Annotated in this window: 11 protein-coding genes and 2 pseudogenes; 2 read left to right on the top strand and 11 right to left on the bottom strand. The window is 71.4% G+C overall.

From position 1 onward, the window contains the following. Positions 1 to 94: 94 nt before the first annotated feature. The 7 genes and pseudogenes from atpA to AB0H87_RS31445 all read right to left on the bottom strand — a co-directional run. A pseudogene (atpA, locus tag AB0H87_RS31475) lies at positions 95 to 1,489 on the bottom strand (F0F1 ATP synthase subunit alpha); the annotation flags it as partial. Positions 1,490 to 1,554: 65 nt separating this feature from the next. Continuing rightward, a complete protein-coding gene (locus AB0H87_RS31470) occupies positions 1,555 to 2,376 on the bottom strand; it encodes a F0F1 ATP synthase subunit delta (RefSeq protein WP_360153780.1) in 822 nt (273 codons plus the stop codon). Next, positions 2,376 to 2,903: a F0F1 ATP synthase subunit B gene (locus AB0H87_RS31465; RefSeq protein ID WP_360153777.1), complete on the bottom strand. Its 528-nt coding sequence runs from the start codon at positions 2,901 to 2,903 to the stop codon at positions 2,376 to 2,378. The genes AB0H87_RS31470 and AB0H87_RS31465 overlap by 1 nt, the downstream gene beginning before the upstream one ends. 25 nt (positions 2,904 to 2,928) lie before the next feature. Beyond that, positions 2,929 to 3,153 (bottom strand): ATP synthase F0 subunit C, encoded by a 225-nt coding sequence (locus AB0H87_RS31460; RefSeq protein ID WP_089246440.1) that lies wholly within the window; start codon positions 3,151 to 3,153, stop codon positions 2,929 to 2,931. A 95-nt stretch (positions 3,154 to 3,248) separates the two neighbouring features. Continuing rightward, on the bottom strand, positions 3,249 to 4,043 hold the full coding sequence (gene atpB / locus AB0H87_RS31455) for a F0F1 ATP synthase subunit A (protein ID WP_360153774.1): 795 nt from the start codon (positions 4,041 to 4,043) through the stop codon (positions 3,249 to 3,251). Between the two features lie 13 nt (positions 4,044 to 4,056). Then, on the bottom strand, positions 4,057 to 4,317 hold the full coding sequence (locus tag AB0H87_RS31450; RefSeq protein WP_360153771.1) for a hypothetical protein: 261 nt from the start codon (positions 4,315 to 4,317) through the stop codon (positions 4,057 to 4,059). 146 nt (positions 4,318 to 4,463) lie between these two features. Further along, positions 4,464 to 4,907: a hypothetical protein gene (locus tag AB0H87_RS31445; RefSeq protein ID WP_360153769.1), complete on the bottom strand. Its 444-nt coding sequence runs from the start codon at positions 4,905 to 4,907 to the stop codon at positions 4,464 to 4,466. A gap of 157 nt (positions 4,908 to 5,064) precedes the next feature. Here AB0H87_RS31445 and AB0H87_RS31440 point away from each other — a divergent pair, with 157 nt between their 5' ends. Continuing rightward, entirely contained in the window at positions 5,065 to 6,588 is a 1,524-nt protein-coding gene (locus tag AB0H87_RS31440) for an SDR family oxidoreductase (RefSeq protein ID WP_360153766.1), read from the top strand. Here the strand turns inward: AB0H87_RS31440 and AB0H87_RS31435 are convergent. From AB0H87_RS31435 to prmC, 4 genes are read right to left on the bottom strand one after another with little or no spacing between them, the layout of a single operon-like run. Further along, positions 6,509 to 7,168 (bottom strand): L-threonylcarbamoyladenylate synthase, encoded by a 660-nt coding sequence (locus AB0H87_RS31435; protein ID WP_360153763.1) that lies wholly within the window; start codon positions 7,166 to 7,168, stop codon positions 6,509 to 6,511. The genes AB0H87_RS31440 and AB0H87_RS31435 overlap by 80 nt on opposite strands. A gap of 10 nt (positions 7,169 to 7,178) precedes the next feature. Then, positions 7,179 to 7,799, bottom strand: a complete 621-nt coding sequence (locus tag AB0H87_RS31430) for a phosphotyrosine protein phosphatase (RefSeq protein WP_360153760.1) — start codon at positions 7,797 to 7,799, stop codon at positions 7,179 to 7,181. A gap of 2 nt (positions 7,800 to 7,801) precedes the next feature. After that, positions 7,802 to 8,446: an L-threonylcarbamoyladenylate synthase gene (locus tag AB0H87_RS31425; RefSeq protein WP_360153783.1), complete on the bottom strand. Its 645-nt coding sequence runs from the start codon at positions 8,444 to 8,446 to the stop codon at positions 7,802 to 7,804. After that, positions 8,446 to 9,309, bottom strand: coding sequence for a peptide chain release factor N(5)-glutamine methyltransferase (prmC, locus tag AB0H87_RS31420; protein ID WP_360153757.1), 864 nt, complete (start codon positions 9,307 to 9,309; stop codon positions 8,446 to 8,448). The genes AB0H87_RS31425 and prmC overlap by 1 nt, the downstream gene beginning before the upstream one ends. 106 nt (positions 9,310 to 9,415) lie before the next feature. Between prmC and AB0H87_RS31415 the strand changes: the two are divergent. Next, positions 9,416 to 10,199, top strand: a pseudogene (locus tag AB0H87_RS31415) (GGDEF domain-containing protein); the annotation flags it as partial.

The following is a 10,199-nucleotide window of genomic DNA, read 5'->3' as shown; positions in this document are numbered from 1 at the left end:
GCCTGCTCTACGTCGCGCTCACCACCACCGTCATCATGGCGACCGCTAACCACTACATCCTCGACGCGGTCGGCGGCGCCCTGGTCACGCTGGTCCGCACGTCACCGACCGCGATGTCGTCGAGCTTGCCCTCGACACCCGCCCAGACCACGACCGCCTCTTCCTCGACCGGGTACGGCGAGTAGTTGGGCTGCTTGAGCAACTCGACCAGGCGGGCGCCGCGCTCGAGCTGGGCGCGGGACGCGCGGTCGAGGTCCGACGCGAACGCGGCGAACGCCTCGAGCTCGCGGTACTGCGCCAGGTTGAGCCGCAGCGAGCCGGACACCTTACGCACCGGCTTCACCTGTGCGGCGCCACCGACCCGGGACACCGAGGTGCCGACGTTGATGGCCGGGCGTACGCCCTGGTTGAAGAGGTCGGGCTCGACGAAGATCTGGCCGTCGGTGATCGAGATGACGTTGGTCGGGATGAAGGCCGAGATGTCGTTGGCCTTCGTCTCGATGATCGGCAGGCCGGTCATCGAGCCGCCGCCCATCTCGTCGGAGAGCTTCGCGCAGCGCTCCAGCAGGCGGGAGTGCAGGTAGAAGACGTCACCGGGGTACGCCTCGCGGCCCGGCGGGCGGCGCAGCAGCAGCGACACGGCGCGGTAGGCCTCGGCCTGCTTCGACAGGTCGTCGAAGACGATCAGGACGTGCTTGCCGGCGTACATCCAGTGCTGGCCGATCGACGACCCGGTGTAGGGCGCGATGTACTTGAAGCCGGCCGGGTCGGACGCCGGGGCGGTGACGATGGTGGTGTACTCCATCGCGCCGGCCTCGTCGAGGATGCCCTTGATCGACGCCACGGTCGACGCCTTCTGGCCGATCGCGACGTAGATGCAGCGGACCTGCTTCTTGGGGTCGCCGGACGCCCAGTTGGCCTTCTGGTTGAGGATCGTGTCGAGCGCGATCGTGGTCTTGCCGGTCTTGCGGTCGCCGATGATCAGCTCACGCTGGCCACGGCCGATCGGGATCATCGCGTCGATCGCCTTGATGCCGGTCTGCAGCGGCTCGCTGACCGACTGGCGGGCCATGACGTTGGGCGCCTGGAGCTCGAGCTCGCGGAACCCTTCGTTCTCGATCTCGCCGAGGCCGTCGACGGGGTTGCCGAGCGCGTCGACCACGCGGCCGAGGAACTTGTCCCCGACCGGCACGGACAGGACGCGGCCGGTGCGCTTGACGCGCTGGCCCTCGTCGATGCCGGCGAAGTCGCCCAGGACCACGACGCCGATCTCGCGGGCGTCGAGGTTCAGCGCCACGCCGAGCGTGCCGTCCTCGAACTCCAGCAGCTCGTTGGCCATGGTCGAGGGCAGTCCCTCGACGTGTGCGATGCCGTCACCGGCGTCGGCGACGGTGCCGACCTCCTCGCGGGAGATGTCGGGCGTGTAGGAGGAGACGTAGCGCTCCAGGGCGCCGCGGATTTCCTCCGACGAGATGGTCAGCTCGGCCATCCTCTGCTTCCTCTATTCAGGCCCGGGTTACCGGTGCGGTGTCAGGATGTCAGTCAGCGGGGGTGTCAGCGCTCGGAAAGCGCCTTGCGGGTGTCGTTGAGCCGGCGAAGCACCGTGCCGTCGTAGAGGTCCGAGCCGACAAGCACGCTCATCCCGCCCAGCACCTGCGGATCGACCGTCTGCTTGACACTGACGTCTCGACCGTACAGTTGTGACAGCTTCGTGCCCAGCCGGCGCTCTTCCTCATCGGACAAAGGCGCCGCGACGGTGACATAAGCGACCTGGCGATCGCGCCGTTCAGCGGACATTTCTACCATGCGGGACAATGCCCCCTGGAACGAACGGCCGCCGAAGCCGCCCAGGGCCACCTCGACCAGCCGCAGCGTCACCGGCTTGGCCTTGCCCGCAAGCAGCGACGAGGCCAGCTCGGCCCGTTGCGCCGGCGGCGCCACCACGTCGGAGAGCGCACCGGACAGCTCCGGCGAACCGTCGACGACCTGCCCGAAGCGGAACAGCTCGTCCTCGACATCGGCGAGGTCGTCGGCGCGGTCGGCGCTGGCCAGCAGCGCGTCGACGCCCAGCCGCTCGGTCGCGTCGAGCAGCTCGGTCGCGGCCGACCAGCGACCGCCGGCCAGGGTGGTGGCCAGTTCGAGCGTCTCGTCACCGACCTTGCCGGCGAGCAGCGAGCGGATCAGCTCCGCCCGGTCCTCGCCGGGTCGCCCCGGGTCGGACAGCGCCCGCCGGAGCGTCGGCTGCCGGCGCAGCACGTCGGCCACCGACAGCAGCTCGTCGCCGACGGTCGCGACGTCGGCCGCCGGCGCCGAGGCCGCGTAGGAGTCCAGCCGCTCCGCGGTGGAGCGGTAGGACTCCCGGCTGACGCCCTGCATCAACGGCTCCCGGTCGACTCGAGCTCGGACAGGAACCGGTCGACGGTGCCACGGCGGCGCGCCTCGTCGGTGAGCGACTCACCGACGATCCGGCCGGCCAGGTCGACGGCCAGCGTGCCCACCTCGGCCCGCAGCTCGCGAACGATCTGCTGGCGCTCGGCGTTGAGCTGCTCGCGCCCGGCGGCGATGATCCGGTCGGACTCCTCGCGGGCCCGGGCCTGGATCTCCTGGCGGATCTCCTCGGCGTCGGCCCGCGCGTCGTCGCGGATCTTCGCCGCGTCGGTGCGTGCCTCGGCCAGCTGGGCCCGGTACTGCTCGAGCAGCTTGTTGGCCTCGGACTGAGCCTCCTCGGCCCGCTTGAGACCGCCCTCGATCGCGTCGACGCGCGCCTTGAAGGTCTCCTCCATGCGCGGGAAGACGAACTTCATCAGCACGAAGCAGAGCACCGCGAACGCGACGCCGCCAACCACGATCTCCTGCCAGAGCGGCAGAATCGGGCTGTGCTCGACCGCTGCGCTTAGGTACATGGAAACCTCCTGGGGTTGCGCAGGGTCAGCCGGCCCAGATGAAGCCGAACGCGATGCCGAACAGCGCGAGCGCCTCGACCACGGCGAAGCCGATCCAGACGAACGGCAGGGTCATGCGGGACGACTCGGGCTGACGGGCAGTCGACTGGATGTAGGACGCGAAGATCAGCCCGACGCCGATGCCCGGGCCGATGGCGGCGAGGCCATAACCGATAGCGGCGACGCTGCCCTCAACTGCGGCGATGTCCATTGCTGAGGTTCCTCCTGGTTATCACGCGTGACGTTCACGCGGGACGGACAACTGTTGGTGCGGGGGGGGTGGACCACGTATCCCGGAGGCCGGGATCAGTGCTCCTCCGAGACCGCGCCCTGGATGTAGCTCGCGGTCAACACGGTGAAGACGTAGGCCTGCAGGAAGATCACCAGCAGCTCGAGCAGCGTCAGCGCGATGGTCATCAACCAGGACAGCACCGAGATCGGCGCCAATGCGGTGTTCGCCTGCAGCATGGCGAACCCACCGAGGGTGAAGACGAGCAGCAGCATGTGCCCGGCGAACATGTTGGCGAACAACCGGACCGCGAGCGAGAACGGCCGCACCAGGAAGGTCGAGAAGAACTCGATCGGGATCAGGATCGGCAGTACGAACCACGGCGCCGGCGGAATGAGCGAGTTGCGCATGTACTTGCGGAACCCGAACTTCTTGATGCCGACGTAGTTGAAGAGCACGTAGCTGATCAGCGCCAGGAACGCCGGGAACGCGATGTGCGAGTTCGGCGAGATCTGGGCGATCGGGACGATGCTCCACAGGTTGTTGAAGACGATGAACAGCAGCAGCGTCGCCAGGTACGGCGCGAACCGCACACCGCGGGCGCCCAGCATCTCGATCGCGATGTTGTTGCGGACGAAGCCGTAAGTCGACTCCGCGATCCATTGCGCCTTGCCGGGAACCAGCTTGGGCTTCCGGTAGGCAAGCAGGAAGAAGACCAAGATGAGGGCGGTGCTGACCCACACCAGCGCCGTGATCTTGGTGAACCACAGCGAGTCGAGCCCGCCCCACGGCACGATCGAGGGCAGGTAGAAGTCGCCTACCTCAGGTGGAAACGGAACGTCGCTCTTGAGAGCGACCGCCTGTCCGATCACCGCGTCCCTTCCCTCATGAACTTCCGGGCCCCGGTGGTGGGGCCCCGATCCGCTTGATGACCAGGTAGATCCCGCCAGCGCATCCGATCACCACACCGATGCCGGTGATCACGCCGCCGGTATGCACCGAACGGTCAATCAGCCAGCCGATGACGCCCCACACCGCCATCCCACCAATGAGGTAGGACAGCGCGGTCCAGCCGAGGTCGGCCCCCGTCGCCGGCTGGGCGTCGGGGTCCTTGTCGGAGTGTTGCGAGGGTGGGTCACCGGCCATGACGCGGGAACCGTATCAGCCGGTAGAGGGAGGCGAAGATTCGACCCCCGCACGCTCATGCTGCGCGGGGGTGATGGGATGATGGATCTGCCTCTGCGCTCACGCTACTCCTCCGGCCCCCGCAGTGGGGTCACCCAAGGGTCGCGTTAACGGCGAAATCTTCGGGCGTGCACGGTCACGATCCACCAGATCTGGGTCGCTGTCCACGCCAACACGCCGGCCACGATGCCTACGGAGAGTGGCTTCAGCCCAGCCCAGCCGGTGGTCGCGACGACCAGCATCAGGCCACCCAGCACGCTCAGCTTGGCGACGTAAACGCCCATGCCGAACGGCATGACGAGCTTCGGGTCGAGCTTGTCGGCCCAGGCGATGGCCAGGGTGGACACCAGGTAGCTGGCGGTCGCGACGAGCACGCCCAGTGGCGCCGCGTAGGCGCCGACCCCGCCGGCGAACAGGCCGCCCAGGACGGCCGCGCCGGCGGTCATCACCGCGGCGGCGATCAGGATGGGCGGCAGGTGCCGCAGGCGCCAGTTGCGGTCCGACGCGGCGGCGGCCGGGTCGGCAGGGGTACGGGCAGAGGTCGTCGACATCGTGAAGCAGTCTACGTGCGCCCGGGCAGCTGCCCGGAACGTGCCGTTGATTCGGATACACCCGGGCAAACTCGGCACGTCCCGAAACTGACGACGAACTCTGGGTGACGATCCGGATACCGCGCGAGCCGGCGATCCGACCCGCATAGTGGGAGAGGTGAGGTGTCTCGTCACCGGCGCGACCGGTTACATCGGCGGCCGCCTGGTCCCGCGGCTGCTCGACGCCGGTCACGAGGTCCGCTGCCTGAGCCGGTCGCCGGAGAAGCTGCGCGACGTGCCCTGGGCCGACCGGGTCGAGGTGGCCAAGGGCGACCTGGGCGACCCCGGCTCGCTGCCGGCGGCCTTCGCGGGCGTCGACGTCGCCTACTTCCTGGTCCACTCGCTCGGCCGGCCCGACTTCGAGGACCTTGACCGGGCCAACGCCGAGGCGTTCGCCGGTGCCGCCCGGGACGCCGGCGTCGGGCGGGTCGTCTACCTCGGCGGCCCGGAGCCACCGCCCGGCGCCCGCAGTTCGGCCCACCTGCGCTCGCGCGCCGAGGTCGCACGGATCCTGCTGGAGGGCGGCACACCGACCGCCGTGCTGCGGGCCCCAGTGATCATCGGCTCGGGCTCGGCGTCGTTCGAGATGCTCCGCTACCTGACCGAGCGCCTGCCGGCGATGGTCACGCCGCGCTGGGTGCGCAACCGGATCCAGCCGATCGCCGTCCGCGACGTGCTGCACTACCTGATCGGTGCGGCCACGCTGCCGGCCGAGGTCAACCGCGGCTTCGACATCGCCGGGCCCGACGTGCTGACCTTCGCCGAGATGATGCAGCGGTACGCCGCCGTCGCGGGACTCCCCCGCCGGCTGATCGTGCCGGTCCGGCCGCTCACGCCGAAGCTCTCCTCGCTCTGGGTCGGCTTCGTGACCCCGGTGCCCAACTCGATCGCCCGCCCGCTGGTGGAGAGCCTGATCCACGAGGCGGTGGCGCACGAGCACGACATCGCGGCGTACGTGCCCGACCCGCCCGGGGGCCTGACCGGCTTCGACCGCGCGGTGCAGCTGGCCCTGTCCAAGATCCGCAACCTCGAGGTGGAGACCCGCTGGTCCGGTGCCGGCTCGCCGGCCGAGCCGCTGCCCACCGACCCGCAGTGGTCCGGCGGCAGCGTCTACACCGACGTCCGCGAGCGTGCGGTCGACGCCGACGCCGACATGCTGTGGCGGGTGATCGAGGGGGTCGGCGGCGAGAACGGCTGGTACTCGTTCCCGCTCGCCTGGTCGGTGCGCGGCTGGCTCGACCGGCTCGTCGGCGGCGTCGGGCTGCGCCGCGGCCGGCGCGACCCGCAGCGGCTCTACATCGGCGACGCGCTCGACTTCTGGCGCGTCGAGGAGATCGTCCCGGGTGACCTGCTGCGGCTGCGCGCCGAGATGCGGCTGCCGGGCCGCGCCTGGCTGGAGATGCGGGCCGAACCCGACGGCCCCGGGCGGTCCCGCTACCACCAGCGGGCGGTGTTCCTGCCGCACGGGCTGGCCGGGCACGCGTACTGGGCGGCGGTGTCGCCGTTCCACGCGCTGATCTTCGGCGGGATGGCCCGCAACATCGCCCGCGGGGCCGAGAACCCTAGCGCGCCAGGATCTCCCGTACCTGCGCCGCCGAGACCGGGCCTTCGCGGAGCACCTTCGGCGCCTCCGGACCGCTGAGCAGCACGAGCGTCGAGGCGAGCGTGTGCCGGATCGACGCGTGGTCGACCACCACCGGCACGTCCTCGCCGGCTTCCCACTCGAGCTCGGCCAGCACGTCCGCGTCGACGGGCCGGGACTCCGCACCGGACGGGTTGAGGCTGGTCGCGGTCACGGGCACGCCGGCCGCGGCGATCACCTGCAGCGTCGCCGGGTGGTCCGGCACGCGGATACCGACCGTGCCCTGGTGGGTCACCAGCCGGTCCGGCAGCTCGCTGGTCTGCTCGACGACCACGGTCAGCGGGCCGGGCGTGAACGCGCCGATCACCCTCCGGGCCTCGGGAGTCAGGTTCGCGTAGTGCGCGGCCATCTCGAGCGACGCGCACGCGATGTGCATCGGGTGGGCGAGGTCGCGTCGCTTGGCGCGGAACACCCGCAGCACCGCGGCCTCGATCGTCGCGGCGCCGGCCAGCATGTAGCCGGTCTCCGTCGGCAGCACGGCCAGCCCGCCACCGGCGAGCACGCCCGCGACCTCCTCGGCATCGGCGAGCCGCAACAGCCCGGACGGCGAACCCGGCGCCAGCCAGCGGGCGTTGACCATGTCTGTCCCCTCAGGACGGGATGAGCAGGCGGGCGAGCGGCACGAGGGTCTCCTCGATCTCGTCGGCCACCCGGCTGAACGTCTGGTCGCCGCGGCCCCACGGGTCGTCGAGGTCGTCGGCGGGCAGCGGCGCGGCTCCGCGGCGGGCGGCGTCGACCGCCTCGACCAGGGCCACGCCGCGGGCGTACACGGCGTCGGGGGTGAGCGTGCCGTCGGGCAGCCCGGCGGGGTCGATGACCGGCAGCAGGCGGCCGAACTCGCCGAGCACGAAGGTGCGCGGCCCGGCGTCCGGGCGCAGCGCGACCACGTAGTCCTGCTGGTCGGCCGTGGCCGTGAGGACCAGGTCGGCCGCGTCGATGTGCTCGGAGAGCAGCTTGCGGGCGGCGAAGCCGGCCGGGTCGCCGCCGCGGGCGCGCACCTGGCGGGCCGCCGGCGGGTTCATCTCCTCGCCGTCGTGCCAGCCGCCGGTGCCGGCGCTGTGGCTGTGCACCAGGGCGTCGACCTCGGGTGCGGCCGTTCCCGCCGGCACGCGCGCCAACCGCTGCCGGACCGCGAGGGCGAGCAGGCGCTCGGCCATCGGGGAACGGCAGATGTTGCCCATGCACACGTGCAGGACCGTGAACGGCGGCACGGTCACAGCTCCGGGCCGGCGATGCCGGGCACCACGTCGCGCAGCTTCTCGATCGGGATGCCGCCCTCACGCAGGAGGCGCGGCACGTCGCCGGTCACGTCCACCATGGTGCTGGGCACGGGGTCGGCGCTCGGCCCGGCCTCCAGGTAGACCCGGACGGCGTACTCGAGCTGCTCGCGGGCCTCCTCGGCGGTGGTGGGCGCGGGCTGGCCGGACTTGTTGGCGGAGAGCACCGCCATCGGGCCGGTCTCGCGCAGCACCTCGAGGGCCACGGGGTGCAGCGGCATCCGCACCGCGATCTGCCCGCCGGTCTCGCCGAGGTCCCACTGCAGCGTGGGCGAGTGCTCGATGATGATCGTCAGCGGCCCGGGCCAGAACGCCTCGACCAGGTCGCGGGCCGCCTGCGGCAGCGAGAAGACCAGGCCGTCGAGGGTGTGCCGGGAGCCGACCATCACCGGCGGCGCCGCCGACCGGTCGCGGCCCTTGGTGGTCTGCAGCTGCGACACCGCGTAGGGCGTGAAGGCGTCGGCGCCCAGCCCGTAGACCGTGTCGGTCGGGAACACCACCAGCTCACCGGACTTGACCGCCTCGATCGCGGCGGCGATCCCCCGGTCACGGTCGGCGATCGACCGGCAGTCATAGAGCATCACGAGGAGCCAGTCTGCCACGACGAGGTGTCCGGGTTGCGGCGGGCAGTGGTGAATCGAGGACGGCCGGTGAGATCCGCGTGCCGGGCGATCCGGTCAAACCCCCCGTGCACGCGCAAAAGGCCCGGAACCGCCTCGCCGTGCTCCTCGTCGTGCTCGATGGCCAGGGCACCGCCCGGTCGCAGCAGCTCGGCCGCCCGCTCGATCACCGGGCGCACCACCGCCAGCCCGTCGGGCCCGCCGAACACCGCGGTCGCCGGGTCGTACCGGCCGACCTCCGGCGGCACCGGCGTGTCCGCCGGGACGTAGGGCGGGTTGCTCAGCACCACGTCCACCCGGCCGCGCAGGTCGCGCAGCAGCTCCGGGTCCGTCACGTCGCCGGCCACGACCCGCGTGCCCGGTGCCAGCCCGGCCGCGTTGCGGCGCAGCCAGTCCAGGGCGGCCGGCGACTTCTCCACCGCGTACACCGTCGTGGTCGGCGCCTCGGTCGCCACCGACAACGCGATCGGACCGGGACCGGCGCACAGGTCGACTACCACCGCGGGTCCGGGCAGCGCGCGGGCGACGTCGATGCCCCAACCGGCGAGCAGCTCGGTCTCGGGCCGCGGCACGAAGGCGCCGGGACCCACCGCCAGCTCCAGGTGCCGGAAGGCGGCGGAGCCGGTGATGTACTGCAGCGGTTCGCGCGCGACGCGCCGCTCGACCAACCGCTCGTACGCGTCGGCCTGCTTTCGTTCCGCTTTGTCGATCAAGAGCAATCGGCCGCGCGACACGCCGAGAACGAACGCGAGAAGCAGCTCGGCGTCGTTTCGCGGTGATTCGACCCCCGCGGACGCCAACCTCGCCGTCGCATCGGCGATCATTGGTGCGACGCGGATCGTCGTCCCTTCGGTCGGCTGTTGTCGGCGGCCCGTCACTAGATAATCATTGACGTTCGACCACGCGACGGTTGCAGAAGGGGGTCACTCGGTGGGTTGGCTCGACCGGGTCCCCGACCAGGTTGACGCGTTGCGCCAGGCCCGCGGGCTGATGATGCAGAGCCGCTCGGCCGACGCCTGCCTGGTGCTCGACCACGTGCTGGAGACGACCACCGAGCCACAGACCAGGGCCGACGCGCTGGTCCAGCGGCTGTCGGCGGTCATCAACCTCGGCCGCACCGCCGAATACTCGGGCGCGGTCGACGTCGCCCTCGAGTGCGCCCGCGAGGTCGGCGACCCCTACCTGCTCGGCCACGCCCACGCCCTGGCCGCGCTCGCCGCGCACCACCAGGGCGCCCTCGACCGCTGCGTCACCCACTTCGTGCAGAGCGCCAGCTTCCTGGGCCGCGTGGCGGACCCGGACGGCGACACCGCGTGGGGCTGGCACGACCTGGCGATGGCCTACTCCTACCTGAGCTTCCACGGGTACGCGCTCGGCGCGATCGAGCGCGCCCGGCAGATCGGCACCGCCGCGGGCCTGCCCGAGGAGCTGTTCGCCGCGCCCGGCATCCGCCTGCGCAACGCGGTCGCGCTCGACCACTCCGGCGACTCCGACGGCTGCCTGCGGGTCCTCCGCGACGTCGGCGCCGACCTGTGCCGCTTCCTCGACGCCGACGGTGGCGCCAAGCTGCGACCGTCCACGGTGACCGCGTACGGCTACGCGGCCGCCCGCCGCGGCGCCCTGGGCGAGGAGATCGACGGAGCCGTACCCGGTGACCGTCGTCGGGTCGGCCGAGGGGGAGGGGAGGGCCAACGGCGGCACCGCGTACGCGTGC

Source organism: Asanoa sp. NPDC050611 (assembly GCF_040654855.1).
GTDB lineage: Bacteria > Actinomycetota > Actinomycetes > Mycobacteriales > Micromonosporaceae > Asanoa.
Note: the sequence above shows the minus strand (reverse complement) of the source record. Positions and strands in the feature narration are given on the sequence as shown.

What these genes read in the sequence shown, in the direction of transcription:
- AB0H87_RS31470 (WP_360153780.1), bottom strand. Translation starts at nt 2,376, where the DNA reads ATGCAGGGCGTCAGCCGGGAGTCCTACCGCTCCACCGCGGAGCGGCTG.
- AB0H87_RS31465 (WP_360153777.1), bottom strand. Translation starts at nt 2,903, where the DNA reads ATGTACCTAAGCGCAGCGGTCGAGCACAGCCCGATTCTGCCGCTCTGG.
- AB0H87_RS31460 (WP_089246440.1), bottom strand. Translation starts at nt 3,153, where the DNA reads ATGGACATCGCCGCAGTTGAGGGCAGCGTCGCCGCTATCGGTTATGGC.
- AB0H87_RS31450 (WP_360153771.1), bottom strand. Translation starts at nt 4,317, where the DNA reads ATGGCCGGTGACCCACCCTCGCAACACTCCGACAAGGACCCCGACGCC.
- AB0H87_RS31445 (WP_360153769.1), bottom strand. Translation starts at nt 4,907, where the DNA reads ATGTCGACGACCTCTGCCCGTACCCCTGCCGACCCGGCCGCCGCCGCG.
- AB0H87_RS31435 (WP_360153763.1), bottom strand. Translation starts at nt 7,168, where the DNA reads ATGGTCAACGCCCGCTGGCTGGCGCCGGGTTCGCCGTCCGGGCTGTTG.
- AB0H87_RS31425 (WP_360153783.1), bottom strand. Translation starts at nt 8,446, where the DNA reads ATGCTCTATGACTGCCGGTCGATCGCCGACCGTGACCGGGGGATCGCC.
- prmC (WP_360153757.1), bottom strand. Translation starts at nt 9,309, where the DNA reads ATGATCGCCGATGCGACGGCGAGGTTGGCGTCCGCGGGGGTCGAATCA.